The 25,111-nt window shown below is 68.0% G+C and carries 22 protein-coding genes; 10 read left to right on the top strand and 12 right to left on the bottom strand.

Features of this window, described 5'->3' with window-relative positions; translation table 11 throughout:
* Positions 1 to 90: 90 nt before the first annotated feature.
* Positions 91 to 861 carry an IclR family transcriptional regulator gene (locus tag C475_RS21015; RefSeq protein WP_006885928.1) on the bottom strand — a complete coding sequence of 257 codons (771 nt, stop codon included), beginning with the start codon at positions 859 to 861 and terminating at the stop codon, positions 91 to 93.
* 279 nt (positions 862 to 1,140) lie between these two features.
* Here C475_RS21015 and C475_RS21010 point away from each other — a divergent pair, with 279 nt between their 5' ends.
* The 3 genes from C475_RS21010 to C475_RS21000 are packed head-to-tail and all read left to right on the top strand — an operon-like array spanning position 1,141 to position 4,423.
* Positions 1,141 to 2,253 carry an amidohydrolase family protein gene (locus C475_RS21010; RefSeq protein WP_006885927.1) on the top strand — a complete coding sequence of 371 codons (1,113 nt, stop codon included), beginning with the start codon at positions 1,141 to 1,143 and terminating at the stop codon, positions 2,251 to 2,253.
* 5 nt (positions 2,254 to 2,258) lie between these two features.
* Entirely contained in the window at positions 2,259 to 2,786 is a 528-nt protein-coding gene (locus C475_RS21005; RefSeq protein ID WP_006885926.1) for a Rieske (2Fe-2S) protein, read from the top strand.
* A complete protein-coding gene (locus C475_RS21000; RefSeq protein ID WP_006885925.1) occupies positions 2,783 to 4,423 on the top strand; it encodes a BCCT family transporter in 1,641 nt (546 codons plus the stop codon). The genes C475_RS21005 and C475_RS21000 overlap by 4 nt, the downstream gene beginning before the upstream one ends.
* Positions 4,424 to 4,664: 241 nt before the next feature.
* Here C475_RS21000 and C475_RS20995 read toward each other — a convergent pair whose 3' ends face one another.
* Entirely contained in the window at positions 4,665 to 5,093 is a 429-nt protein-coding gene (locus C475_RS20995; RefSeq protein ID WP_006885924.1) for a universal stress protein, read from the bottom strand.
* Positions 5,094 to 5,141: 48 nt separating this feature from the next.
* Positions 5,142 to 5,552: an EamA family transporter gene (locus tag C475_RS20990; protein ID WP_082223392.1), complete on the bottom strand. Its 411-nt coding sequence runs from the start codon at positions 5,550 to 5,552 to the stop codon at positions 5,142 to 5,144.
* A 124-nt stretch (positions 5,553 to 5,676) separates the two neighbouring features.
* On the opposite strand from C475_RS20990, the gene C475_RS20985 reads away from it, so the two are divergent.
* A complete protein-coding gene (locus tag C475_RS20985; RefSeq protein WP_082223391.1) occupies positions 5,677 to 6,924 on the top strand; it encodes a saccharopine dehydrogenase family protein in 1,248 nt (415 codons plus the stop codon).
* Between the two features lie 463 nt (positions 6,925 to 7,387).
* Here the strand turns inward: C475_RS20985 and C475_RS20980 are convergent, their stop codons facing one another.
* The gene (locus C475_RS20980; protein ID WP_006885921.1) at positions 7,388 to 7,660 is read right to left on the bottom strand and encodes a hypothetical protein; all 273 of its coding nucleotides are present in this window, start codon (positions 7,658 to 7,660) and stop codon (positions 7,388 to 7,390) included.
* A gap of 139 nt (positions 7,661 to 7,799) precedes the next feature.
* Between C475_RS20980 and C475_RS20975 the strand changes: the two genes are divergently transcribed.
* A complete protein-coding gene (locus C475_RS20975) occupies positions 7,800 to 11,144 on the top strand; it encodes a family 78 glycoside hydrolase catalytic domain (protein WP_006885920.1) in 3,345 nt (1,114 codons plus the stop codon).
* 184 nt (positions 11,145 to 11,328) lie between these two features.
* Here the strand turns inward: C475_RS20975 and C475_RS20970 are convergent, their stop codons facing one another.
* A complete protein-coding gene (locus tag C475_RS20970) occupies positions 11,329 to 12,018 on the bottom strand; it encodes a DUF7509 family protein (protein ID WP_006885919.1) in 690 nt (229 codons plus the stop codon).
* A 100-nt stretch (positions 12,019 to 12,118) separates the two neighbouring features.
* Here C475_RS20970 and C475_RS20965 point away from each other — a divergent pair, with 100 nt between their 5' ends.
* Both C475_RS20965 and C475_RS24115 read left to right on the top strand, forming a co-directional pair.
* On the top strand, positions 12,119 to 12,481 hold the full coding sequence (locus C475_RS20965) for an ArsR/SmtB family transcription factor (protein WP_006885918.1): 363 nt from the start codon (positions 12,119 to 12,121) through the stop codon (positions 12,479 to 12,481).
* Positions 12,482 to 12,896: 415 nt separating this feature from the next.
* Positions 12,897 to 13,034, top strand: coding sequence for a hypothetical protein (locus C475_RS24115; protein ID WP_161625236.1), 138 nt, complete (start codon positions 12,897 to 12,899; stop codon positions 13,032 to 13,034).
* A gap of 159 nt (positions 13,035 to 13,193) precedes the next feature.
* On the opposite strand, the gene C475_RS20960 is transcribed toward C475_RS24115, so the two are convergent.
* The 5 genes from C475_RS20960 to C475_RS20940 form a co-directional block, all read right to left on the bottom strand.
* Positions 13,194 to 13,571 carry a hypothetical protein gene (locus tag C475_RS20960; protein ID WP_006885917.1) on the bottom strand — a complete coding sequence of 126 codons (378 nt, stop codon included), beginning with the start codon at positions 13,569 to 13,571 and terminating at the stop codon, positions 13,194 to 13,196.
* A gap of 1 nt (position 13,572) precedes the next feature.
* On the bottom strand, positions 13,573 to 15,099 hold the full coding sequence (locus C475_RS20955) for an aldehyde dehydrogenase family protein (protein ID WP_006885916.1): 1,527 nt from the start codon (positions 15,097 to 15,099) through the stop codon (positions 13,573 to 13,575).
* A gap of 187 nt (positions 15,100 to 15,286) precedes the next feature.
* Complete coding sequence (locus tag C475_RS20950; RefSeq protein WP_006885915.1) at positions 15,287 to 16,768, bottom strand: alpha-N-arabinofuranosidase; 1,482 nt, start codon at positions 16,766 to 16,768, stop codon at positions 15,287 to 15,289.
* Positions 16,769 to 16,977: 209 nt separating this feature from the next.
* The gene (locus C475_RS20945; RefSeq protein ID WP_338034242.1) at positions 16,978 to 17,358 is read right to left on the bottom strand and encodes a universal stress protein; all 381 of its coding nucleotides are present in this window, start codon (positions 17,356 to 17,358) and stop codon (positions 16,978 to 16,980) included.
* Positions 17,359 to 18,201: 843 nt separating this feature from the next.
* A complete protein-coding gene (locus C475_RS20940; protein ID WP_006885913.1) occupies positions 18,202 to 19,308 on the bottom strand; it encodes a Gfo/Idh/MocA family protein in 1,107 nt (368 codons plus the stop codon).
* A gap of 159 nt (positions 19,309 to 19,467) precedes the next feature.
* Between C475_RS20940 and C475_RS20935 the strand changes: the two genes are divergently transcribed.
* Entirely contained in the window at positions 19,468 to 20,616 is a 1,149-nt protein-coding gene (locus C475_RS20935) for a Gfo/Idh/MocA family protein (protein ID WP_006885912.1), read from the top strand.
* A 27-nt stretch (positions 20,617 to 20,643) separates the two neighbouring features.
* Here C475_RS20935 and C475_RS20930 read toward each other — a convergent pair whose 3' ends face one another.
* A complete protein-coding gene (locus C475_RS20930) occupies positions 20,644 to 22,002 on the bottom strand; it encodes a hypothetical protein (protein WP_006885911.1) in 1,359 nt (452 codons plus the stop codon).
* Between the two features lie 123 nt (positions 22,003 to 22,125).
* Here C475_RS20930 and C475_RS20925 point away from each other — a divergent pair, with 123 nt between their 5' ends.
* Together C475_RS20925 and C475_RS20920 are read left to right on the top strand one after the other, a co-directional pair.
* On the top strand, positions 22,126 to 22,971 hold the full coding sequence (locus C475_RS20925; protein ID WP_006885910.1) for a fumarylacetoacetate hydrolase family protein: 846 nt from the start codon (positions 22,126 to 22,128) through the stop codon (positions 22,969 to 22,971).
* A 121-nt stretch (positions 22,972 to 23,092) separates the two neighbouring features.
* On the top strand, positions 23,093 to 24,145 hold the full coding sequence (locus C475_RS20920) for a mannonate dehydratase (RefSeq protein WP_049931126.1): 1,053 nt from the start codon (positions 23,093 to 23,095) through the stop codon (positions 24,143 to 24,145).
* Positions 24,146 to 24,202: 57 nt separating this feature from the next.
* Here C475_RS20920 and C475_RS20915 read toward each other — a convergent pair.
* Positions 24,203 to 25,111, bottom strand: a 909-nt coding sequence (locus tag C475_RS20915; RefSeq protein WP_006885907.1) for a glycerate kinase type-2 family protein, incomplete at its 5' end; no start/stop codon positions are given.

The following is a 25,111-nucleotide window of genomic DNA, read 5'->3' as shown; positions in this document are numbered from 1 at the left end:
ACAGTCTCGCTCTCGTGGGAGGGGCTGCGACCGGGTTCGATCGCGGGTCGCTGCTACGCCGCGCGGGGTCGGACGGAGTTCGGCGCGCGTTCACCGCGCGCTGTAGTTGAGTTCGATGATGTTGACCGTCGAGAGGAGTTCGCTTCGGAGTTCCTCCTGCACGTCGGACTCGGCGAGTCGGTGTGCCGGGCCGGTGACGCTCAGGCCGCCAAGCACGACGCCCGCGGCGTCCTCGATGGTCGTCGAGATGGTCGTCATGCCCGTCCTGTACTCCTCGCGGTCGAAGGCGACGCCCGCCTCGCGGATCCGTTCGAGTTCGGCGTCGAGCCGGTCGCGGTCGGTGATCGAGTTTTCCGTGCGTGCGGGCATGCCGTGCCGATCGAGGATCGCCGTCACCCGTTCGTCGTCGTACTGGGCGAGCATCGCCTTGCCGACGCCCGAGGAGTGCATGTGGAAGTGCGTTCCCTCGGAGAAGTCGTAGGCGACGTTTCGCTCGCTCTGGACGACATCGAGAGCGACGCACAGCCCGTTCTGTTCGACCGATAGCGTGACGAGCTCGCTGCTCGAACTCTCGGCCAGGCGATTGACCTCCGGTTTCGCAACCCCGTACAGCGACACGTCGTCTCGGACACGTCCGCCCAGCTCCAGATATCTGAGGCTGAGGGCGTAGGCTCCCCCGTCGGTCTGGATCACGTATCCCAACTGCTGGAGCGTGCTCAGGTAGTCGTGCACGACGCTCTGGGGCCTGTCGATGGTGTCGCTCAGGTCCGTGACGCTCGTCGCCCCCTCGCGTTCGAGCGCGGACACGATGTCGTCCATCGTCAGCAACGCCTTGATCGGCCGATTCGCATCTCCGTCCATGACGTGCCTCAGGCGCCGGCCTCACATAGTCGTTCGGAACTGTCGAATAATCTGCCCCTTGTGACGAGATCACACCCGCCCGGCCCCGGTCAGCCACCCATCTCTGTGTCGAAACCACGACAACGAGTTCGACTATCGCGAATGTTTTACCCTTCGTTTAAGTTCGACCGAATCACCAATTCGCCCGAATTTCCCGGATTCAAACGCTCTGTCGCCTATATAGTCAAATGAGTATAATAATCTTTAACTGGGGTTGTGTGCGTATGAGTATACGGACTCATGTCACAGGATGCCCAGGGGGCGACACCCGACAGTCGCTCCGAGTCGGAGCTCACGCTAGTCGACGCAGACATCCACCAGCGGTGGGCGGACGACGAAGCGATCGTACAGTATCTCCCCGAGCGGTACAGGGACGACGGGCTGGTGCTCCCGGAGCTCCTGTATCGGAACCCCGGTGAGTTCCTCCGCCAGGACGAACGGACCGAGGACGGCAACAAGCCGGGCTCGGATATCGGGAAGATCGCCGACGAGCACCTGGACGAGCACGACATCGACTACGCGATGTTGACCGGCAACTCGTGGTTCAACCTCGCCGCGCTCCCGAACCGCGACTACGCCAACGAACTGGCTCGCGCGTACAACGAGTGGCTGGTCAACGACGTGCTCCCCATGGACGACCGCTTCATCGGGTCGCTGTACGTCGCGCCGAAGGCCCCCGAGAAAGCGGCCGACCTCATCCGCGAGTACGGCGATCACCCGCAAATTCGGCAGGTGCTGTTGCCCGGCGGCGCCGAAGTGCCCTACGGCCGGCCCCAGTACTGGCCGATGTACGAGGCCGCCGAGGAGCAGAACCTCGCGATGGCCGTCCACCCGTTCTCGGAGGGCCACGGGACGAGCAACCCGCCGACCGGCGCGGGGCACCCGAACAACTACATCGAGTGGCACACGCTGCTGGGCGCCTACTACATGGGCCAGCTCGCCTCTATCGTCACCGAGGGCGTCCTCGTGGAGTACCCGGACCTCCGCTGGGCGTTCATCGAGGGCGGCTACGGCTGGCTCCCCCACTTCATGTGGCGCCTCGACAAGAACTGGAAAGGCCTCCGGTCGCAGGTGCCGTGGCTGGAGGAGAAGCCGAGCCACTACATCAGGGAGAACGTCTGGTTCGCGAGCCAGCCGGTCGAGGAACCGGAGCGTCCGGAGCACCACGACCAGATCCTCGAGATGATGCACGCCGACGAGACCCTGATCTACGCGTCGGACTACCCCCACTGGGACGGCGACGACCCGACCTGGGGGCTCCCCCAGATGGACGAGGAGATGGAACGGGCGGTCAGACACGAGAACGCGGCGGAGCTGTGGGACCTGCCCACGGACGGAAGCGACCTCGAGTGATTCCGATGACAACGAAACGATTCGAGATCTGTCCGGCCGCGGAGTTCGAACCCGGCGAGCGTCGGATCGCCGACCTCGACGGGTTTTCGGTCGGGATCTTCAACGTCGACGGGGAGTACCACGCGATGAAAAACGACTGTCCGCACCAGCGCGCGCCGCTCTGTGAGGGCAAGCTCGGCGGGACGACCGAGTCGGACACGCCCGGCGAGTACGACTGGGTCAAGCCGGGCCAGGTCGTCCGCTGCCCGTGGCACGGCTGGGAGTTCGACGTCACCTCGGGCGAGTCGGTGTTCAATCCTCACAAAGTGAAAGCGAAGACCTTCGAGGCGGGCGTCGAGCCCGGCGAGGACGACTCGCGGACGCCCGACGGCGAGGTGGATGTCATCGAGCGCGACCAGCGAGCCACCGACGCCGAGCGGCCCGCCACTGACGGCGGCTGTGAGGGCTGTAGCGTCGACCTCGACGGGGACGAGCCCCCCGTCGAGACGTACGAGGTCGACGTCGAGGAGGGAACGGTGGTGGTGTACCTGTGAGTACGGAGTCGAGCGGCACCGGCGCGTCCTTCCGGGAGAAGATCGACCCGTTCGTCTTCGTCGGCGGTGCGATCATCACGGTGATCGCCATCGCCCTGATCGCCGCTCGCCCGGACCAGGCGGCGACGGCCCTGACGAACGCGAACAACTTCCTCTGGAGCGAATTCGGCTGGGTCTTCCTCTGGGCGATGTTCCTCGCGGTCGTCTTCTGCCTGTGGCTGCTGGTCGGTCCCTGGGGATCGATCAAGCTCGGTGGCCCCGACGAGGACCCGGAGTTCTCGTATTTCTCGTTCCTCGCGATGCTGTTCTCCGCGGGCCTGTCCACCGGGCTGGTCTTCTACGGGCCGGCCGAGGCGCTGTATCACTTCTCCTCGGGCATGCCCTTCTTCGACTCGGCACCGGAGTCCGCCGCCATCGCGCCGGACGCCGTGCAGTACACGATGCTGCACTGGGGCATCTCCCCGTGGGCGGCGTACCTGCTGGTCGGCGTGACCATCGCCTACTACGTCCACCGCAAGGGCGCGCCGATCAAGCCCTCGACCGTTTTCGCGCCGTTCATCGGCGTCGAGAACCTCGACAAGAAGTGGGTCAAACCGCTCGATCTGCTGATGGTCGTCATCTCCGTCGGCGGCGTCGCCGTCTCGCTCGGGTTCGTCGTGACGCAGTTCCTCGCCGGCATGTCCTACAACTACGGCGTCGAGGTCGGCGACCTGGGCACGATACTGGTGACCGTCGGACTGACGGTCGGGTTCACCGTCTCGGCGGCGCTGGGCGTCAAACGCGGGATCCGCCGCGTCTCGACGTTCAACATGGTCCTGTTCCTGGGGCTGCTGGCCGTCGCGTTCGTCTTCGGGCCCACGTCGTACCTGCTCACGACCGGGACCGAGGCGCTCGGCGGCTACGTCGACGAGTTCGTCGGCATGAGCCTCTACATGAACGCCGCCGGCGGCGTCGAGTGGGTCGGCGGTTGGACCGTCTTCTACTGGGCATGGTGGTTCTCGTTCGCCCCGATGATCGGCATCTTCATCACGCGGATCTGCCGCGGGCGCACCATCCGCCAGGTCGTCTTCGCGGGTCTCGTCGGCACGACCGCCGCGACGTTCCCCTGGTTCGTCGTCATGGGCGGCTCGTCGCTGTGGGTCCAGACCAGCGGCACGCTCGACATCCTCTCGATCGTCTTCGAGCAGGGTCGGGCCGTCGCCGGGTTCCCGCTGTTCCAGACGCTCATTCCCTTCGGCGGCGTCTTCTCGGCGGCCTACCTGCTGCTGGTACTGACCTTCCTCATCACCACGGTCGACTCGACGACGCTGAGCCTCGCGATGTTCACCACCGACGGGAGCGAGAACCCCTCGACGATCAACCGCGTCACCTGGGGCGCGCTCGTCGGCCTGCTCACCTCGCTGCTGCTCGTCAGCGGCGGCTTGCCCGCGCTCAAGGACCTCGTCGTTCTGCTCGGGTTCCCGATCGCGTTCGTGCTCGGGCTGTGCGTCGTCGGCCTCGTCACCGAGTTCGAACAGCTCGACCCCGTCCTGCTGACCGAGCGCTACGAGGGTCGGGACGACGACGCCGACCGGCAGACGGTCGCCGGCTACCTCTCGGACCGTCGCCCGGGCTGGATGGGTAGCGCCGACGACTGACCGTCTGTCCTCGCCCGCCGTGCCGCGCCGGTCGAACGCTGTCGCGCAGTTCCGTACCCGTTCTCACGCGGTTCCGTACCCGTTCTCACGCGGTTCCGACCGCTCCCGGCCGTGAATCGACCGGTTCGCGTTTCGGTGTCGACCGTCGGCGTCGCTGTTCGGCTCCCTTTCGACCGTCAGAACGAGCCGCGACTCCCGTCACGTCCGCCTTCGACCGCGTCGGGACGGACGCGACCGGTCGCTACTCCAGGACGACGTTGACGACGGAGACGGGCGACTCCAGCATCACGGCCTGGGTGACGCTCCCGAACAGCGCCTTCCCCGTCGGCGTGCGCTGTCGGCCGCCGACGACGACGTAGCGGGCGTCCTGCTCGGCGGCGTAGCCGACGATCTCCGCGCCCGGATCGCCGACCCGGACCTCGACGGTCGGCTCGGCCCGCGCCGTGTCGGGGAGCGCCCGTGAGACGATGCCCTCCGCGTGTCGCCGGACCTCGTAGTTGTCCGTCGGGTCCTGCCCCTCGATCTCTTTCTCGAGGAGCTCGACCAGCTCCGCGCGTTCGAGGACGTGCAGCGCGTGTAGCTCCTCGTCGAACTCGCTCGCGAGCGTCTCGGCTTCGGCGAGGACGGCTGGGGCTCTGTCCGAGTCGTCGACCGCTGCTACGATCGCCATACGTCGAACACACGATCGGGGCTCAAAGAAGTTCCGGCGGGCGCCCCGTCACCGCGACAGGAGGACGACGGCGACGACCGCGAACCCCAGGCCGGCCAGCTGGCTCGCGGTCAGCGACTCGTCGAGGAAGACGACCGCCAGCACCGCCGTCCCGAGGATGTACATGCCGCTTATCGCCGTCCCGATGGCGGCCGAGCCGGACCCGAGTGCGAGGTAGTAGGAGATCGTTCCCGCACCGAGAAAGAGGCCGGCCGCGAGCGCGATACCGATACTCCCCGGTGCCCGGACGACTGCGTCGCCGCTCGCGATCACGTAGGTCAGGGCGACGCCGATCCCCGCGGCGTAGGTGTAGACGACGGCCTGTTCGGCGGGAATCCCGTTGGTCGCCAGCTTCGCCAGGAACGCCCAGCCGGTGTACAGCGCCATGGCTCCGACCGCAAAGGTGACTGTCTTTTCCATCGGCGTCTCGTCGTGCTCGGTCCTCCGTGATAGCCTTTGCGCAGCGCCTCCCCTCACGACCGTCCGAACCTCGACCAACTTCATTAATTTTAAGTACGATTGACGAACACGCATAAAACGATTCATGAGCAGCAAGACTGTCGTACTAGGTGGTTCCGGAGCGATGACGTCGGGCTGCGTCTACGACCTCTCCCAGACCAGCGATTTCGACGAGGTCGTCGTGGCCGACGCGGACGAGGAGAACGCGCGCCGACTCGTCGACACGCTCGACGACGACCGGTTCCGGTTCGAACCGGTCGACGCGACGGACGCGGACGACATCGAACGCGTCCTCGAGGGCGCCGACTACGTGGTCAACGGGCTGCCCTACCAGTTCGAGGAGAACGTCCTCGACGCGATGGAACGGGTCGGCGACCTCACGGGCGTCGACCTGAACGCCTTCGACTTCGACGAGGTGCTCGGCCGCTCGGAGGCGTTCGCAGAGGCGGGCAACTCGCTGTGGTTCGCCAACGGCGGGCTCGTGAGTACGATCGCGCTCGGGATGGTCGCCTGCGAGGAGTTCGACGACGTGGCGGACGTGAACTTCTACTGGGGCATGTGGCGACTGCTCACCCAGACGACGCCGGGACTGACCGACACGGTCACCTACGAGCACGACCCGAACGTCGACGAGCGGGCCAAGTGGGAAAACGGCGACGTGATCGACGACCTGCCGGCGTTCAGCGAGGCACGCGAGTTCGAGTTCCCCGAGCCCATCGGGCGGGAGAACACGTACGTCATCTCTCACCCCGAACCGATCACGTTCCCGGAGGCGCCGGTCGCACAGGAGAAGAACGTCGACCGCATCATCACGCGCGGCGCCTGGCACGACGAGTGGAAGGACTACGAGCGGACGCTCCACGCCGCCAACGCCTTCGAGACCGACGGCGTCGAGGTCGACGGTCAGGAGGTCGACCCGGTCGAGGTGATGCAGGACCAGATCAAGGCCGAGGGGCTGGCCCGCGAGTCCGAGTGGAAGCCGCCCGAGGAGCTGTCGCCCGAGACGGAGTGGACGCCCCAGACGATCCTCTCGGCGGAGGTGACGGGCAGCGCGGCCGGCAGCGACGACCGCGCCGTCTTCCACTTCGAGCAGCCGTTCCCCTTCTTCGACGGCAACGACATCACGATGATGCGGGAGTACGGCTGCTACGTCGGCGTCCCGCTGTCCGTGACGCTCCAGCTGATGGCCGAGGGAGCCGTCGACGAGGACGGCATCTTCATCACCGAGACCAGCGGCCTCGACGCCGACCGCTACTTCGAGGAGATGGAGGCCCGCGGCTTCGACCTCGTCGCCGAACAGACGCCCGACCAGACCGTACCCGCGCAGGACTGACCGCGCGCCCCGCGGCACCGGTGCCCCCGCTCGATTCGGACAACCATCGGTCGGCGATCATGTATTGAGAGACGACACGTTCGCCGTCTCGTACCATCGACGGGGGAGACGGTATCGGTAGCGCCGACGCTCGCCAGTGTGGGCAGAAGACGCGATTCCGCCAGAAGAGTCGGGAGCGTCCCGGACACCGAACGGTCGCCCCGATCCCACGAGCGTCGCGAGGCACGGGCCGGGGCGGATCGGTTCGGACGGCACCCGGATCCGAGGACCGTCGGATGGACCTATCGAACTGCCTTTTCCGGCCGATAGACCGTCTCGAAGGCGGGGGAGAGCGACGACGCCCGCTGTGTCGTCGCTTCGACCGTCTGAGGTTGTTCGACCGCACCAAATATATAAGATATTGTTACTATCTGAAAACAAATTCTCGAACGGATACGAAGCGTAGGGGTCGCCGGCGAGGGGGCTAGGCTTCCGTGATCTCGAAGTCCTCGATCGACCGCCCCTCGCGGACGACCTGATCGCTGATCATGAACTTCTCGGCGCGGTCGAGTCGGTCCCACTCGAGGTGGTCCGGCGGTGCCTCCTCGAATGCGCGGTACTGCTCGAACACGTCGTCGTTGACGAACCGGGCGAACTCGCCGCAGTCCCCGCAGGTCACCGAGAGGTGCGACACGTCGAAGCCCCGGCTGACGGTGTTGTCGAGGCAGTTCGAACACCGGTACGTGCGCTCTACCATTGCCCCGCCTACGGACCCACAGCGGTTCAATCCCTCGATGGTCCAACGGCGACGGGCCGCTTCGCGACCGCCGCGGGGAGCACCCGGAGACAGGTGCCGCGTCCCGACGCTTTAGGTGGCTGCTCTCCGCGATACGGCCATGAACACGTCACCGGACGAACGGACCTCGTCGGCGCCGACGGACCTGACCGTCGAGTACGAGCGCGCGCCGGGTAACGTCGACCCGACCGACCCACCGCGGTTCGGCTGGCGAGCCCCGACCGGCCGCCGCGGCGCGCGCCAGACCGCCTACCGGGTCGTCGTCGGGCGCGACCGCGAGCGAGTGGCCGGCGGTCGGGGCGACCTGTGGGACTCCGGGCGCGTCGAGTCCGACCGGGCGACGAGCGTCGTCTACGAGGGACCCGGTCTCGCCGCCGACGCGACGTACTACTGGTCGGTGAAACTGTGGACCGACGGCGGGGCTACCCCGTGGGCCGACCCGGCCGAGTTCGCGACGGCGCTTTCGCCCGAGGACTGGCGCGGCGAGTGGATCGCCCACCAGCCGGGTGCGGGCGACACGAACGGCTGGCGGAGTCGGTGGCGCGACCCGGACGCGGTAGGCGACGGCGAGGGGCCCTGGGTGCAGGTCGACCTCGGCGCCGAACGCGAGCTCGCGGCGATCGAACTGCATCCCGCTGACCCGGTCACCGTCGTGCGGACGCCCGACGACTACGCGGTCGCGACCTCCTGGCGCGACGACCCGCTCGTGGAGTTCGGCTTTCCCGACGCGTACCGCGTCGAACTCTCCGACGACCCCGAGTTCGAGACGGCGACGACGGTCGCCGATGTGGTCGACGACTCGGGATCCGACGTGGTCGCGCCGACCGACGACGACGAGTTGGCCGGCCAGTCAGAGACGGTGGCGACCGCTCGCACACACGACGCCGGCGACGCTCGGGGTCGATACGTCCGCGTCACAGCGACCGACCTCCCCTCGGTGACGCCCGCGTCGGGCGACCCCTCGCCGGCCGGCGAAGCCGACCGGCTCGTCGAATCCCACGACGAGTGGGCGTGTTTCGCCCTCGCCGGGCTCACCGTCGAAGACGGCGACGGGATCGACTTCGCCCGCGGCGGCGACGTGACGGCATCCTCGACCGTCGAGACCGAGGCCTGGGGCCGCGCCCACCTCGTCGACGGCGTCACTGAGTCGCGGATGGCCGCCACCGCGCCGCTGCTTCGCCACGAGTTCGCGCTCGAGGGCGTGGTCGCGTCGGCGCGGGTCCACGTCGCCGCCGTCGGCTACGGCGAGCTGTACTGCAACGGCGAGCGCGTCGGGGACCGACGGCTCGACCCCGTCTGGACCGACTACGAGTCCCGAGTCCCCTACGCGACGCACGACGTGACCGACCGCCTGACGACGGGCGAGAACGCCCTCGGGATCTGGCTCGGCCGGGGCTGGTTCGGCAAGCGCAGCGCCCACTGGCTCGCCGACGGGTCGCCCCGCGCCCGCGCCGTCCTCACCGTCGAGTTCGAAGACGGCCGCACTCGCCGGATCGCCACCGGTCCGGACTGGCAGGCGAGCGCGAGCCCCATCACCGCGAACGACATCTACGACGGGGAGACCTACGACGCTCGACGGGAACGGCCGGGCTGGGCCGCGCCCGCGTCGGAGACGGCTGCCCCGGGGTTCGACGACGCCGACTGGGACCCCGCCAGCGTCGTCGACGCGCCCGGCGGGGCACTCCGCCCCCAGCGGGTCGAACCCATGGCGGTCGTCGAGACGTTCGAACCCGAGAGCGTCCGCGATCACCCCGACGGACCGATCCTCGACTTCGGTCAGAACCTCACCGGCCACGTCGAACTCGCCGTCGAGGGCGCCGCGGCGGGCGACGAGATCACCCTCCGCCACGCCGAGGCGCTGACCGACGCGGGTGACCTCTCGACGACGGACCTCCGGAGCGCCGACGCCACCGACACCTACGTCGCCCGCGGCGACGACCACGAGACCTACGAACCCCGGTTCACCTACCACGGCTTCCGCTACGCGCAGGTGTCGGGGTATCCCGGCGAGGGCGAGGACGGGACGGCCGGGCTCGATCCGGCGGACGTGACCGCGAAGGTCGTCCACACGGCCATGGACCGCCGGGGGAGCTTCGACTGCTCGAACGACGACCTCTCGCGGGTCCAGCACAACGCCGTCTGGGGGCTACGGGGCAACACTCACGGGATCCCCGAGGACTGCCCCCAGCGCGACGAGCGGTTCGGCTGGACGGGCGACGCCCAGATCTCGACCCGCGCGCTCCTGTTTAACTTCGACGCCGTCCGCTTCGAGGAGAAGTGGCAACGGGACCACGCCGACGCCGCCTCCGAGATGGGGTACGTCCCCGACGTGATCCCCGATAAGTCGCCGGAGAACCCCGCCGACCCGACGTGGTCGGTGACCCGCGTGCTGCTCCCGTGGCACTGCTACCGCCACGACGGCGATCTCGGGATCCTGCGCGAGCACTACGAGGGCATGCGCGACTACGTCGACTACTGGCTCTCTGTCGCCGACGACGGGATCCTTCCCGGCGAGTACGGCAAGTACGGCGACTGGCTCGCCTTCGAGAACACCGACCCCGAGGAGCCCCGGCGCGGCCTGCCACACGACCTGTACAACACCGCCTTCCTCTTCCAGGTGACCGAGACGTTCGCGAAGGTCGCGGCCGCCCTCGACAACGGCGCCGACGCCGAGCGCTATCGCGGCCGCGCCGAGGACGTGGCCGAGGCCTTCCGGGAGGCCTTCTTCGACGCCGACGCCGGCGAGTTCGGCCCCGGCACGCAGTCCTCCTTTGCCGTCCCACTGTTCCTCGGTCTCGTCCCCGACGGCGAGGTCGACCGCGTCGTCGCGAACCTCGTCGAGAAGGTGCGCTCCGATGGGGCGAAACTGAAGACGGGCTTTCTCGGAACGCGGCCGCTGATCCACACCCTCGCCGCGCACGGCTACCCGGAACTGGCCTACGAGGTCGTCAGCCAGCCCGAGCGGCCCGGCTGGGTGTACATGGCCCAGCAGGGCGCGACGACGATGTGGGAGCGCTGGGACTCCGACGACAGCGTCGGCTCCGGGATGAACTCGCTGAACCACTCCCCCTTTACCCACGTCTCGGAGTTCTTCTACGAGGTGCTCGCGGGGCTCCGCATCGGCGACGACCCGGTGACCGACCACGTCGAGGTCGCGCCGGCGCTCGTCGACGACCTCGACTGGGCCGAGGCGACCGTCGAGACGCCCAACGGCGAACTCGCGAGCGCCTGGGAGCGCGCCGACGAGGGCTACGAGCTGTCCGTGACCGTTCCCTGGAACGCGACGGCGACCGTCCGCCTCCCCGACGCCGCCGAAGCGACCGTCCGTGAGTCCGGAACCGATCCGAGCGAGTCGGCGGTCGACGGCGTCGCGTCCGTCGACGACGAGGGCGGCGACCTCGTCGTCGAGGTCGGCGCCGGGACCTACGAGTTCACCGTGGCCTGACCGCCGTCGACGGGGGTTCCGGACGCCCCTGATCGCTACCGGTCCCGATCCTCGCGTCCTCGCTATCCGTCGTTCCTGTTCGTCGCCGATACGCTGTTCGTGTCCCACTCTTATGTAACAGAATAGCCGGAATGCGGCCGTCCTGTTACATAAGAACGGCTGACTGTCAGCTCGGCGGGGCGCGTCAGTCGGCCAGCGGCTCGACGTACGACTCGACGAAGGCGATCAACGTCTCGACGAGGTGTTCCCGGGAGGTGAAGTAGCCGAACCGGATGTCGTAGGCGTCGTCCATCTCGTTGATCGACGCGCTGCTGAACGTCGGATCGTAGGTCCGGCTGTCGTCCTCGGACGGCTCCGCTTCGGAGAAAATCTTGAACGTTCGAGGGTCGCGACTCCGCCCGGTTTCGTCGCGCAACCGGAAGTACTCCGGGATTGCGCCCGTCTCGGCGCCGACGCCGGTCGTGAGCCCGGCCTTCGTGAACACGAACGCGTTCCCGGCACTCGCCTTCGCGAACGCGACCGACTGATCGATCACGGACAGTCCCGGATCGGACAGTCCGTCCCGTTCCACCTCCGTCCGGGTCGGGATGTCCACGTCGCTCGCGATGAACGCGGTCGCTCCCGTCTCCGCCGAGACCCGCTCCGCGACGGTTCGGAGCGTGGACTCGATCAGGTCCGGTTCGACGTCACCACCGTCCGGAGCGAGCGGGTCCGGCGGGAGCGAGTAGCCGCCCTCGTCGTAGAGGTAGTCCGGGTCGAGCAGCCGATACGGCCCCATCAGAAACACGAGCGGGTCCGACGGATCGCCGTACGGGAGCGACTCGTGGATCCGTTCCCGGATCGGGTCCCCTCGATACACGTCGAGCGTGTCCATTCCTATCGGTATCGCCACGCGGCGACTACTTATACCGCAATATATCCTATCTGTCTTAATTCTCGTTAAGCCTAAGTGGGCGCGGCCGGTAGGTGCGGGCATGAGCGAACGAGAGATCGGCGACGAGACAAGCCCGGCCGCGTACGACCGCGTCGAGCGGGAGTTGCTGGGCGACTCGCTCGACTTCGAGCGGGAGGTCGAGCGGATCGACGCGATGGGCGACGAGACCCGGTTCGCGATCCTCTATCTCCTCGCTCAGGAGGGGACCGTCGCGAGCGGCGACCTCGCCGACGCCCTCGACCGGCGCCAGAACGACCTCTATCACCACCTCAACGTGCTCGAGGAGGCCGGGCTGGTCGGGAAGTTCCGCGACGGCGGCAGTCGGATCTACGAGCTGTCCCCGCTCGGCGAGGGGACGGTCACGGCGCTTTTCGACGCCATCGGCGCACGTGCCGACGGCTAACCCCGGACCCAGCGCTCGACGACGCGCCCCCCATCGCTGCCCTGTCGGCCGCGCCGCCCCTCCGCCGACACCTCGTTTCCGGTGAACCGTCACCCTTTCCCGCGGCGCAATCGGTCCTTACTCCCGCTCGCCCGGGGAATCGTTGGACTGATACCACGAGTCGGCGAGCGACGTATCACGGGTCCGACCGGACGCGCCGAAACCGGGTGCTACTCTCGGAAATCGCCACTTACCCATCGTCAACACCGTGCAGAGACGCTGTAAAACACGATCTCGAGAGGGTCGCGGATCGAACGTCTGGACCCGTCTCCCCTTCGATTATGCGCCCCCCACTCGGCGCCGGGAACGTCCGAAATATCCGAAATCCGAACAACGTCGCTCCCCCTTCAAGGGGGCCTGAGACAGTGATGTAGCCATGCAAGAAGTCGTCTGCGAGGACTGTCAGCACGTACAGCAGGTCACCGACCTCGAAGCCCCGGAGTGTCGCGAGTGCGGTTCCCGGTCGCTGACCGCCACCGCCGGCTACGAGTCGTTCGGGTCGCCGACGGCGTAACGCCGAGACTGGGGCCAGTCGCGGATCCCCGCTCCCGTCCGTGCCACTGCGTAGGTCGGTGGGACGTCCGAGCGTACTGTCCGCTCGGCGGTATCGCTCGAAGGGACTCCGACGGGTATCGGTGCGTCAGCCGAACCCGGATCCGGGACTCTGAGAGAGTTACTCCGACGGCTCGGGCAGCGTGACGGCGGCGGGGTCGGTCCACCGGCTCACCTCGCCGCTGGGATGGTGCGCCACGACGACCGACCCGGCGTCGTGCGAGCGAGCGAACCGCCTGACGACGGTCGCGTTCGCGAAGCCGTCGGGGGCGTCGACGTTCACTCGGTCGGTCATCCCGTCGGTCTGCAGCGAGGCCCAGCCGGCCAGCGCGAGGTCGACCTTCGGGTCCGGCGCTCGCTGGTCGTCCTCCGACAGGACTGCGCCCCGCAGTCGCTCGTGCATCCCTGACGGGACGACGTAGGCCGTCCCGTCGGGCGCCACCGAGACGTTCCCGGCCCGGATCCGACCCGCGGACAGCTCCGGGAAGGGGACGGTCACGCTACCGTAGCGAGATGTTGGCAGTCTTCGTCTGCGTGTAGTGTTCGACGGCCTCCTGGGCGGTCTCTCGGCCCATCCCGGACTGCTTGTAGCCGCCGAAGGGCTGGCCGGCCGGGAAGTCGTTGTAGGTGTTGACCCAGATGTTGCCGGCCTCGATGTCCCTGACGGCGCGGTGGGCCTTCGTCAGGTCCTCGGTGATGACGCCCGCCGCGAGCCCGTAGTCCACGTCGTTGGCCAGATCGATCATCTCGTCGTAGTCGCTCCAGGTGAACACCTCCTGGACCGGCCCGAAGATCTCCTCCTGGACGGCCCTGTTGTCGTGGTCGATGTCGTCGATGAGCGTCGGCGCGACGAAACAGCCGTCCGAGAGGGCCTCGTCGTCGGGCTGGCTCCCGCCGGTGACGAACGCCGCGCCCGCCTGTTCGGCCTCCTGGATGTAGCCCATGGTCCGCTCGACCTGCTCGGCGGTCACCTTCGGGCCCAGATCCGTCGACTCCAGCAGCGGGTCGTCGACGGTCAGTTCCTCCGCCCTGGCCGCCAGCTCGTCGAGGAACTCGTCTTTCGTGTCCTCGTGGACGAACAGTCGCGACCCGGCGCAGCAACACTCCCCGGTGTTGAAAAAGATGGCCGTGATCGCCGTTTCGACGGCCCGTTCGAGGTCCGCGTCGGGGAAGACGACCAGCGGGCTCTTCCCGCCCAGCTCCAGCGTGAGGTCGGTGATGCTGTCGGCGGCGCTTTCCATCACCTCCCGGCCGATCTCGGTCGACCCGGTGAACGCGAGTTTGCGGATGTCCGGGTGTTCGGCGAGGGGTGCGCCCGCCTCCGTGCCGAATCCGGTGACGACGTTCACGACGCCGTCCGGGATCACGTCCTCGGTGAGCTCCATCAGTTTCAGGATCGTCATCGGGGTCTCCTCGGCGGGTTTGAGGACGACCGCGTTGCCGGCCGCCAGCGCGGGGCCGAGCTTCCAAGCCGCCATCAGCAGCGGGAAGTTCCACGGGATGATCTGGCCGACGACGCCGTACGGTTCGCGGAGCGTCTGGACGTGCCTGCTGTCGTCGGTCTCGACGGTCGTCCCCTCGTGGGCGCGGGCGATGCCGGCGAAGTATCGGAAGTGGTCGACGACGAGGCCCATGTCGATGCGGGCCTCGGTGATCGGTTTGCCGTTGTCCAGGCTCTCGAGGCGCGCGAACTCCTCGCTGTGTTCCTCGACGGCGTCGGCGATGGATTCGAGCATCGCCTGGCGCTCGGCCGTCGACATCCCGGCGTACGTCTCGTCGTAGGCCTCCCACGCGGCCGCGACGGCCCGGTCGATGTCCTCGGCGTTACCGGCCGCTACCTCGGCGAGCGTCTCCCCGGTCGTCGGGTCGGTCGTCTCGAAGGTCTCCCCGGAGGCGCTCGACACCCACTCGCCGCCGATGAACAGCTCCCGGTGGTCCGGGAGTACCTCGCTCGCCGCCTGCTCGTGGCGCGTCCTGATCGCTGACTTTCGCTCCGCCGGATCCTGCGGTTCGGTCTCTGTAGACATCGCATCATCTATTATGAACTACCCTGGATTAGTGAGTTCGTGTCGAATACTTCACAGTCTTTATCCAGGAACGATCCACTGCTGACCCATCCGGCCCGAGACGGGCGACTCGCTCGCGCGGGGCGAACGTCCTCTCGGGGAATACGGACCCGCCGGTGCGGACAACTCGCCGTCGCCGCCGGCCGTGTCAGGCCGATTCGACGGACAGGCCCGCGACGCTGTTGGCCGGGAGGTCGACGACCGGGGTCCCGTCCTCGGTCGATACGTCGAGGTCGGTCGATGCGAACTCGGCGGCGTTCTCACGGGTGGAGTAGTCCGCGGGGTCGCTGTCGGCGAAGAGGACCTCGCCGGTCGCGCCGCCGACTTCCCCCTCGACGGCGACGGCGACCGACCGTTCCTCGTCGAGCGAGCGGTTGCTGAGAGTGACGTACGTGCCCTCCTCGTCGTGGGTGGCCGACGCGCTGACGAGCGGAACGTCCCACAGGTCGGTCTCGATCTCGTCGGTCTCGACCGCCGTCCGGACCGCCGTAGCGCCGACGTGGGGGCTGTAGAGGTCCAGCACCCGGTAGGTCGGAGTCGGCCACGCGGCCTCCTCGTCGGTCTGGACGACACACTGCAGGACGTTCACGGTCTGGGCGAGGTTGGCCATCGACACGAGGTCCGCGCGGTGAGTGAAGTCGTCGAGGACGCCGGCGGCGGCCACGGCGTCACGCACGCTGTTCTCCTGTTCGAGGCCGTTCTCGCTCGCCGCCTCCGGGTGCCAGGCGCCCCACTCGTCGACCGCGATGCCCACGTCGTCGGTTGAGGCGTAGGTGTCGATCGCGGCCGCGGCGCTGTCGATCTGGCGGCCGACCTTCAGCGACTCGGCGAACAGCAGGTAGTACTGCTCCTCGTCGAACTCCGTCGCGCTCCCGCAGTCGCCGTCCCAGCGGCCGAAGTAACGGTGGATCGAGAGGTGGTCCATCAGGTCCGGCTCGGTGAGTTCGGCGAGAAAGCGCCGGTTCCAGTCCTCGTCGATGTGGCCGCAGGCGATCGTCTCCTCGGCGCCGCGCAGGCGCATGAAGTGGGCGAACCGGCGGAACTCGTCGGCGTACGTCTCGGGGTCGAACTGCCCGCCACAGCCCCAGTTCTCGTTGCCGACGCCCCAGTAGGTCACGTCGTGGGGCTCCTCCGAGCCGTTCTCGGCCCGCTCCCGGGCCAGCGTCGTGTCGTCGTCGCGGTTGCAGTACTCGACCCAGTCGCTGGCCTCTCGGGGGTCGCCCGAGCCGACGTTCGCGGCCAGGAACGGCTCGGCGTCCACCAGCTCGCAGAGGCGCACGAACTCCTCGGTCCCGAAGGCGTTGGACTCGACGAACGCCTCTTCGCGGCCCTGCGCCCAGAAGTCGTTCGTGCGACGCGGCCGCTCCTCGCGCGGACCGACGCCGTCGCGCCAGTGGTACGCGTCCGCGAAACAGCCGCCGGGCCACCGAAGTTGGTGGACCCCCAGATCCGAGAGCAGTTCCACGGTGTCCTCGCGGATCCCGTCGGTGGTCGGGACCCGGTCGTCGTCGCCGACCCAGATCCCGCCGTAGACGCACCGCCCGAGGTGTTCCGCGAAGTGGCCGTGGATCTCGGGATTGACTCGATCGATCTCCTCGTTCCGTCGGACGCGAACAGTATCGGGCGTCATGGACGATATCCGTCGTGACCTCCGTGAGCGATAAATAGGTTCGTGAAGCGGCGGGAATCGGCTCTCCCGGCTACGGGTCCACTGCGCTCAGCTACGCACATCGGCTAAGCTACGCGGCTTAGCTCAGCCGCTGAGTCTCCGGAGCCGAGTCTGCACCGGTCCCGGACCGGCGAACGTGAACGGCGTCGGCTGCTGTGGTTCGGTCGGTCTCACTCCGGAAACCCATCTGTTCGAACCGTGAGGACCGGGATCTCGGCCGTTCGGACGACGCGTTCGGTGACGCTCCCGAGCAGCCACTTGTCGAGGCCCCGGCGGCCGTGGGTCCCCATCACGATCAGGTCGACGTCGTTCTCCGCCGCGTAGTCGTCGATTTCGCGGTAGACGGCGTCGCCGTCGCGGATTTCGCCGACGAACTCGACCCCCGCGTCGTCGGCGCGCCGCTCGATATCGCGAATCGCGGCTTCGCCCCCCGTTCGAACCGCCTGTAACAGCGGCCCCCACTCGACGCCTGCCCGGTCGATATCTCTGTAGACGCCCCCGGAACCGACGACGGAGAGCGCGTGGAGTGTGGCGTCGGTCGCCTCGGCCAGTTCGAGCGCGTGGTCGAGTACGTCGTCCGGTTCCGCTCCCGTCTGTCGGAAACAGGATCCGGTCGTACATTGTATCCCCTCTACCGTTCATTACGGCACGCTCGGTCATCACTCTTCGCTGGCGCACCCCCGGCCGATCCGAGCGGTGGCATTGCGACGACAACTGCGCGCAATCATTACATTTCTACATGTATTACATATATTTGAGTATATCGGGCGCTCTCGGTGGCGTCTCCGATCTGACTCGGTCTGCCCGCTCGGCGGTGTCGGTGGCCTCAGCGAGGAGCCATCTCCGACCGCGTCGCGCGGAGTCGCGACTCGACCGTGCGTTGTGGAGTAGGTTCCGAGGGCCAGTTAGGGCCGTGAATCGCGCTATACTGCCGATACGACACACTGTAGCGTCCGCTTGGCTCACCGGTCTCCCGCCCGTCGCTGGTCCCGGTCTGTCGAGCCGGATCCGTCTCTCTGGTCGGACAGACGGTGCATTCCTCGGACAGTCGTTCCTCGGTTCCGCCACTCGCTGTCAGTTCGAAACTACCGCTCGAGATCGCGTGCTTCCCCGAAGGTCGTCCGGGGAAGTCCCAGTGTCGATATCTACGCCGGTGTCACGGGCTCGTCCGCGCTCCGCCGATCCCTCGATATAACTCACGACGATAATTTAAGATATTTTATCATCGGTGGGACCAATAATTTGATGGGTAGTTACACTGACGGTCAGTGCCGAGTCGGGAGAGCCGGTCGCCGATCGGAGCCGTCCCGTTCCGAGCAGTCGCTGGGGCTGTTCGGTTCGCGCCGGTTCCACACTCGCCCGCGAGTCGAGAAAGGACGACTCGCCTCGTGGCCTCAGTCGCTGACGCTGACCCAGCCGTCCCGGTCGGCCGAGTCGTAGGCGGCGTCGAGGACTCGCAGCAGCTGGACGGCGTCGTCGACGCTGGCGGGCACGTCGCCGGTCTCGTAGCCGTCGAAGAACGCCTCGAAGTAGTCGTAGACGAAGTCGCCCCAGGCGGGGAATCGGTCGTAGGTACACTCGTACTGCACGGTCCGCTTGGGCGCGGCCGACCACTCCGGGTCCTCGGAGGTGATCTCGAGGGGGATCGTCGGCTCGTGTTGCAGCGAGTCGTGGTGCAGCGGCGTCTGGGCCTGGGCGTCGGTGCCGTAGAGCCCGAAGTGGGTGTCCTTGCCGCGGTCGCTCAGGTAGTAGCCCGTGTGGTACGTTCCCAGCGTGCCGCTCTCGGTCTCGAACTGCAGGACGGCACCGGCGTCGACGTCTGCCTCCTCGGCGTCGTGGAAGCTCGCGTTCACTCGGGCGATCGGGTCGTCGAGCATCCACGGCATCGCGTCGAGCCAGTGGGGGCCGATCCACTGGAGCGCGCCGCCGCGGCTCACCGCCTCGTCGTAGATGTAGTGGTCGGTGTCCCGGAAGGAGAGCTGGCTCGCGTTGAACCGGCCCTGGACGGTCCAGACGTCGCCGAAGAACCCCGCTTCGACCCGGTCCCGGATGTCCATCGCGACGGGGTTCGTCCGGTAGTACAGCGTCGGCGACACCGTAACGCCCGCGTCGTTGGCCTTCTGGGCGACCCCTTCGAGGTCGGCGGCGGTGCGGGCGATGGGTTTCTCGCTGACGGCGTGGACGCCGTTCTCGACGGCGGTGTCGATGATCGCGGGCGTCTCGTCGCTCCGGTAGGTGATCCAGACCACGTCGATATCGGCCTCGGCGGCCAGTCGATGGGGGTCCTCGTACACCGTCGCGTCGGCGACGAGGTCCGCCACGTCGCCGCCTTCGGTGGTGATCTCGTCTGGACGGTCGCCCATCGCGGTGAGACTGTCGAGGTCGACCTCGCGGCCGGGCTCGCAGACGGCCGTCACGTCCAGACCGAGGCCGCTGGCGACCGTGAAGTACGGGTCTCGGTGGTGGTGGTCTACACCCACGTAACCGATCTTCGTGGACATGGTCGGAATTGCTCTAAGACGATACATCAAAGTACCGGTACCGGAGACCGTCCGGGACTTGGGAGGCGGTCAGCGCCACCCGCCGACCGAGCGTCCGGATCACCCGGTGTGATCGAAACGCTATTATGATTCTACTTAGCAGTGTGTGACGATACAACGATGCAAGAGATCGGTATCATCATGAACGGCGTGACCGGTCGCATGGGGACGAACCAACACCTCATCCGGTCGATCTGTGCGATCCGCGACGAGGGCGGCGTCGAACTCCCCAGCGGCGAGCGGGTGCTGCCCGACCCGATCCTGGTCGGCCGCAACGAACGCAAGCTAGAGCGACTGAGCGAGGAACACGACGTTGACCGCTACGCCGCGGACCCCGACCTGGAGACGGTGCTGGACGGCGACGACGAGCTCTACTTCGACTCGCAGATCACTTCCCGTCGAGCGGACGCCGTCACGAAGGCTATCGAGGCCGGCAAGGACGTCTACTGCGAGAAGCCTCTCGCCGGCGACCTGGAGACGGCCCGGGAAGTCGCGGCGACGGCCGAAGCCAGCGATTCGAAACACGGCATCGTCCAGGACAAGCTCTGGCTGCCGGGCGTCATGAAGCTCCAGCGGCTCATCGACCAGGGCTTTTTCGGCGACATCCTCTCCGTGCGCGTCGAGTTCGGCTACTGGGTGTTCACCGGCCACGGCCAGCCCGCCCAGCGCCCCTCCTGGAACTACCGCGCCGAGGACGGCGGCGGCATCGTCGACGACATGTACTCCCACTGGAGCTACGTCCTCGAAAATCTCTTCGGGGAGGTCCAGACCGTCCGCAGCCACGAGACGACACACGTCCACGAGCGCGTCGACGAAGACGGCGAGCCCTACGAGGCGACCGCCGACGACGCGGCCTACGCCATCATGGAACTGGAAGACGACATCGTCGCACAACTCAACTCCTCGTGGACCGTCCGGGTCAATCGCGACGACTTGCTGGAGATCCAGGTCGACGGGACCGACGGCAGCGCCGTCGCCGGCCTGCGCGACTGCAAGACTCAGGGTCACGCCAACACGCCCAAGCCCGAGTGGAACCCCGACACGCCGAAGGAACACGACTTCACCGAGGACTGGGCGGACGTGCCGAACAACCGCGAGTTCGAGAACGCGTTCAAGACCCAGTGGGAGGCGTTCGTCCGCCACGTCGTCGCCGACGAGCCGTTCCCGTGGGACTTCACCGCCGGCGCCCGCGGCGTCCAGCTCACCGAAGCCGCCCATCTCTCGCACGAGGAAGGCCGCCGCGTCGAGATGGCCGAACTCGACGACTGAGTCGACGGAGAACCGCTTTTTCCGCTTTCACTCACCGTCGGCGAGCGCCTCGTGCGCCGGCGGCGCGGCGAACTCGCCGTCCGCGAACTCGATGGGCGTCGGCTCTTCGACGACGCGGAGGTCCTCGCGCTCGCGGGCCTCGTCGACCAGCGCCGGCGAGACGTAGAGGTGCTGGAGGTGCATCGTGTCTGGCGCGCGGACGACCCGCACGGTCTCGGGGTCGACGATACCGATGGTCGACAGCGCCGCGGTCATGCCCGCCCGGTCCGTCTCGACCGCGGGCGGCAGCCGAACGCCCCGGGTCGTACTCGCGGTCAGCGCGTTGATCAGCGTCGTCGGCATCTCGATCTCCGCGAGCAGGTCGGCGTGGACGAAGTCGGCCGACCCCATCCCCATCGCGTTACCGTGGGTCGTCTCCGTCAGCCCCCGGGTGTAGATCCGCTTGATATCCGGCCTGTCGGGCTCGGGCTCCTGGATGGCGAACGGGCGGCGGCCGATGACGTTGGTGTCCATCCCCTGGCCGCTGACGTCCTTGCCCTGGCGGTCGAGGACGAGCACGTCGATGTCGTCGAACGGCAGCGTCGGCATCTCGTCGTAGGCCCGCTCCAGCAATTCGGCCTCGCGGTCGAGGAAGCCCGCCGGGGGGACGCCCTCCAGCAGCGCGGTGTCGTCGCGCTGGTCTTCGAGGATCGCGACGCCGCCGACGACGGGGAGTTCGTCGAGCAGGCGCTCGGTGATCTCGGGGATCATGTTGCGCAGCGACCAGTCGACGGCCCAGTCGTGGGCGGTCTTGGCGCCGCGCTGTTTGCCCATCCCGATGACGAGCATCTTCGACAGCCCGCTCTCGACGGTCCCGTCGAAGTCGGTGTGGGGCTTGACGCGGTTGATCGGCACGATGGCGTCCGCTTCGACCGCGTTGGCGTCGGCGACGACGGGCACGTCACGGTCTTCCGTCCGACCGACTTCGACGGTCTCCATGCTGGAGCGGATCTCGCAGCCGACAGTCGCCTCGTCGACGCCCAACTCGGCCAGCATCTCCCGCTGGCCCTCGGCGCTCGCCCCGCCGTGGCTGCCCATTGCCGGGAAGACGAACGGCTCGTACCCCTGATCCTGTGCCTCGGCGACGACGCCGCCGACGATCTCGGCGAGGTTCGCGATGCCGCGGCTGCCGGCGCCGACGGCGATCTCGCCGCCGTCGGGCACCTCCTCCAGCGGCAGCGACGCGAACGCCTCGCCGGCGCGCTCGGCGACCTCGTCGGTCGGTATCGGGTCGGTCTCCCAGGCCTGCTCGATAACGCCCAACTCCGGCAGGGGCGTCTCACCGCAGGCCTCGCGGATCGCCGCTTCCGGGACCGCGAGCGAGTCTCTCGATAAGTCCGAATCCATACTATCACCGTGTGCGGCTCGGATCTTAAAGATGTCCTTGCGATCCCTCGCCCGGCGCTCGCATCGCGGCCCCCGCCGCTCCGACCGGCCAATTTAAGTGAGAGTGCGTCCCTCTCCCGATCGATGCAATTCGTTCGATACAGCGACGGTAGCGGTCCCGCCTGGGGCGTCCAGACGGACACAGGTATCCACGCGCTCGCCGCGGATCCGGCCGGCGAGCCGTCGTATCAGGACCTGACGAACCAGCGATACCTCGACCGCTTGGAACGCGCTGTCGACGAGGGGGCGCTCCCGGTCGTCGACGCCGACGCGGTCGACCGCCTGGCTCCGGTGGCCAGGCCCGGCAAGATCGTCTGTGCGGGCCTCAACTACCACGACCACGCCGAGGAGCAGGACGAGGAGGTCCCCGAGGTCCCCATGCTGTTCTCGAAGGCGTCGACCGCCGTCACGAACCCCGGCAGCCCCATCGTCCACCCCGGCGGCGACGAGCAGGTCGACTACGAGGTCGAGCTCGCCGCCGTGATCGGTCGCCGCGCGACCGACGTCGACGAGGACGAGGTCGACGACTACGTCGCCGGTTACACGGTCCTCAACGACGTGAGCGGCCGCGACGCGCAGATGTCCGACGGGCAGTTCTTCCGCGGGAAGAGCTACGACACCTTCGCCCCGCTCGGCCCGACGCTCGTCGCCGGCGAGGACTTCGACCCCAACGCCGTCGATGTCGAACTGCGTGTCAACGGCGAGACCAAGCAGTCCTCGAACACCGAGCAGTTCATCTTCGACATGCACGAACTGATCGCCTACATCAGCGCGGACGTGACGCTCGAACCCGGCGACGTGGTCACGACGGGGACGCCCGGCGGCGTCGGCATTTTCCGCGAGCCGCCCGAACTCCTGAAGCCCGGCGACACCTGCGAGGCCGAGATCGAGGGCATCGGAACGCTCGAAAACCCCGTCGTCGGGGAGTAAGAGCACTCTCGGGCCACTGCGCTCTGCTCGCCGCTGACGGTTCCGGGCGACCACTCATCCAGTTGCGGACGAACGAACCGCAGTGAGTGGGCTTTTGAGCCAGTAGCGCGACCTCATCGGTATGAACGACGGTCCTGCGATGCCGCGAGTCGGGGTGCGGACCCGGAATCTCTCCGAGAAGCGACTGCGATATCTCCGTCAGCTGGGTGCGACGGACGTGTTCGTCGACCACGCCGACACCGAGGAGGAGCCCGACGAGTTCAACGACCGCGAGGCCGCCGAGACCGAGACCATCGCGGTCGGACCCGGGCAGATCCCGTCGGTCGCCGAACTCGAAGCGGCCCGCGAACGCGTCGAGGACGCGGGTCTGCGCCTGGCCGGTATCCAGTCGCTGCCGTACTCGCTGTACGGTGACATCATGTTCGACCGCGAGGGGGCCGACGAGGCGCTCGATTCGATCACGACGCTGGTCCGCAACCTGGGCGAGGCAGACATCCCGATCCTGGGCTACCAGTGGAACCCCCGCGGCGTCGTGCCGATGCGCACCGAGCCGGTCGAACTGCGCGGCGGCGCGACGGGGACGGCGTTCGACCTCTCGGAGATCGACGACCCCGACGGATTGGCCCCCGGCATCGACCGCGAGTACACCGAGGCGGAGTTCTGGGACAACTACGAGCGCTTTCTCGAACGGGTCCTCCCGGTCGCCGAAGAGGCCGGCGTCGACCTGGCGCTGCACCCGGTCGACCCGCCCGTGCTGGAGTCGCTCGGCGGCATCCCCCGGCTGTTCCGCAACGTCGAGAACTTCGAGCAGGCGATGGATCTCGTCCCCAGCGACAACCACGGACTGAAGCTCTGTCTGGGCTGTTTCTCGCAGATGGGCGAGGACGTTCCCGCGGTGATCCGTCGCTTCGGCGAGCGCGACGACATCGTGTTCGTCCACTTTCGGGACGTGGTCGGCTCGATGCCGCGGTTCCACGAGACGTTCGTCGACGAGGGCAACTTCGTCACGGCCGACGCGGTCCGCGCGCTCGTCGACGTGGGGTTCGACGGCGTGGTCATCCCCGACCACGTCCCCGAGATGGTCGACGACACGGACTGGCGCCACCGCGCCCGCGGGTTCACCGTCGGCTACCTGCGGGGCGTCGTCGACACGGTCGCGACCGAGAACCGCTGACCGGTCCGGTCCCGTCCGATCTCGGGCGTCGCGAACTACGAGCGTCGCGGACGCCGCTCACGACGACCGCTCGCCGACGACCATGACGACCACGTCGTTGACGTTCGTCCCCGTCGGTCCCGTCTCGACCGTCGCGCCGACCTCGGCGAGGTAGGTCCCGGTGTCGTTGGCGCTCAGACGGTCCGCGGCCCGCTCGCGGTCGCCGTCGCTCACCGTCGAGCCGTCGACGATGGCGCCGGCGGCGTCGGAACTCCCGTCCTCGCCGTCGGTGTCGACCGCCGCGAGGACGATCGGTTCTCCCTCCAGGGCCGCCGAGAGCGCCAGTTCCTGGTTCGGCCCGCCGCTGCCGCCCGCGCCGTCGATCGAGACCGTACACTCCCCGCCGGCCAGCAACACCGCCGGCGGCTCGACGGGAGTCCCAGTCGCCGCGGCCTCCGCGCCCATCGAGACGAGTGTCGTCCCGACCTCGCTCGCCTCGCCGCGCAGCCGCGAGGTGAGGACGAGGGGTTCGTACCCCGCCGCTTCGGCCGCGTCGGCCGCCCCCTCCAGCGCGGTCATGTTGTCGGCGATCAGGTGGTGGTCGACCCGGTCGAACGCCGGGTCGGAGGCGTCGGGCGTCTCACCGCCGGTCTCGGCGTCCAGATGCTCGCGGACGGCTTCGGGGACGGCCACGTCGTACCGGTCGAGGACGCCGAGCGCGTCGGCGAACGTCGTCTCGTCGGGCACGGTCGGACCGCTGCCGATCGTCGACAGATCGTTTCCGACCACGTCCGAGAGGACGAGCCCGCAGACGGTCGCCGGCGCCGCCTCGCGGGCCAGCCGGCCGCCCTTGACCGCCGAGAGATGCTTGCGGACGGCGTTGATCCCGCCGATCGGGACGCCGCTGGAAAGGAGCGCATCCGTCGTCTCCTGCAAGTCCGTGACCGTCAGCGACCCCGCCGGCGCGGCCAGCAGCGCGCTCGCGCC

Source organism: Halosimplex carlsbadense 2-9-1 (genome assembly GCF_000337455.1).
GTDB lineage: Archaea > Halobacteriota > Halobacteria > Halobacteriales > Haloarculaceae > Halosimplex > Halosimplex carlsbadense.
This window is presented reverse-complemented; position numbering and strand designations above follow the sequence as displayed.

Bases quoted from the DNA above. Each gene is read 5' to 3' on its own strand.
- C475_RS24115 (WP_161625236.1), top strand. From the start codon at position 12,897: ATGCAAGAAGTCGTCTGCGAGGACTGTCAGCACGTACAGCAGGTCACC.
- C475_RS20940 (WP_006885913.1), bottom strand. From the start codon at position 19,308: ATGTCCACGAAGATCGGTTACGTGGGTGTAGACCACCACCACCGAGAC.
- C475_RS20985 (WP_082223391.1), top strand. From the start codon at position 5,677: ATGAGCAGCAAGACTGTCGTACTAGGTGGTTCCGGAGCGATGACGTCG.
- C475_RS21010 (WP_006885927.1), top strand. From the start codon at position 1,141: ATGTCACAGGATGCCCAGGGGGCGACACCCGACAGTCGCTCCGAGTCG.
- C475_RS20970 (WP_006885919.1), bottom strand. From the start codon at position 12,018: ATGGACACGCTCGACGTGTATCGAGGGGACCCGATCCGGGAACGGATC.
- C475_RS20965 (WP_006885918.1), top strand. From the start codon at position 12,119: ATGAGCGAACGAGAGATCGGCGACGAGACAAGCCCGGCCGCGTACGAC.
- C475_RS20990 (WP_082223392.1), bottom strand. From the start codon at position 5,552: ATGGAAAAGACAGTCACCTTTGCGGTCGGAGCCATGGCGCTGTACACC.
- C475_RS20980 (WP_006885921.1), bottom strand. From the start codon at position 7,660: ATGGTAGAGCGCACGTACCGGTGTTCGAACTGCCTCGACAACACCGTC.
- C475_RS20950 (WP_006885915.1), bottom strand. From the start codon at position 16,768: ATGACGCCCGATACTGTTCGCGTCCGACGGAACGAGGAGATCGATCGA.
- C475_RS20920 (WP_049931126.1), top strand. From the start codon at position 23,093: ATGAACGACGGTCCTGCGATGCCGCGAGTCGGGGTGCGGACCCGGAAT.
- C475_RS21005 (WP_006885926.1), top strand. From the start codon at position 2,259: ATGACAACGAAACGATTCGAGATCTGTCCGGCCGCGGAGTTCGAACCC.
- C475_RS20935 (WP_006885912.1), top strand. From the start codon at position 19,468: ATGCAAGAGATCGGTATCATCATGAACGGCGTGACCGGTCGCATGGGG.
- C475_RS20975 (WP_006885920.1), top strand. From the start codon at position 7,800: ATGAACACGTCACCGGACGAACGGACCTCGTCGGCGCCGACGGACCTG.
- C475_RS20995 (WP_006885924.1), bottom strand. From the start codon at position 5,093: ATGGCGATCGTAGCAGCGGTCGACGACTCGGACAGAGCCCCAGCCGTC.
- C475_RS21015 (WP_006885928.1), bottom strand. From the start codon at position 861: ATGGACGGAGATGCGAATCGGCCGATCAAGGCGTTGCTGACGATGGAC.
- C475_RS20925 (WP_006885910.1), top strand. From the start codon at position 22,126: ATGCAATTCGTTCGATACAGCGACGGTAGCGGTCCCGCCTGGGGCGTC.
- C475_RS20955 (WP_006885916.1), bottom strand. From the start codon at position 15,099: ATGTCTACAGAGACCGAACCGCAGGATCCGGCGGAGCGAAAGTCAGCG.
- C475_RS20930 (WP_006885911.1), bottom strand. From the start codon at position 22,002: ATGGATTCGGACTTATCGAGAGACTCGCTCGCGGTCCCGGAAGCGGCG.